Origin of the sequence: Affinundibacterium seohonense (assembly GCF_014284305.1) — a bacterium.
Lineage (GTDB): Bacteria > Pseudomonadota > Gammaproteobacteria > Burkholderiales > Burkholderiaceae_D > Undibacterium > Undibacterium seohonense.
This window is the reverse complement of the sequence record NZ_JACOFW010000160.1, coordinates 1-216: the sequence shown is the minus strand read 5'-3', so window position 1 is coordinate 216 and position 216 is coordinate 1. Positions and strand designations below refer to the sequence as shown.

General features: G+C 46.3%; 1 pseudogene. It reads left to right on the top strand.

Annotated elements, in window-relative coordinates:
• Positions 1-216 (top strand): annotated as a pseudogene (locus H8K52_RS22210) (IS5/IS1182 family transposase); the annotation flags it as partial.

The window sequence follows — 216 nt, the reverse complement described above, 5'->3', positions numbered from 1 at the left end:
GCTACTTCACACCCCACATTTGCAAAGGTTTAGTTGAGCGCAATATCTATGGCGTGATTGGCTATCGTCGCCCCAATCATAAAGATGGCTTCTTCTATAAGCGCGAGTATGAATATGATGCGCAAGCAGATGTGTATCGTTGTCCGAATGGTCAATTACTGGCGTACTCCACTACGAATCGACTTGGCTACCGCGAATACAAATCGGATGCCAAAC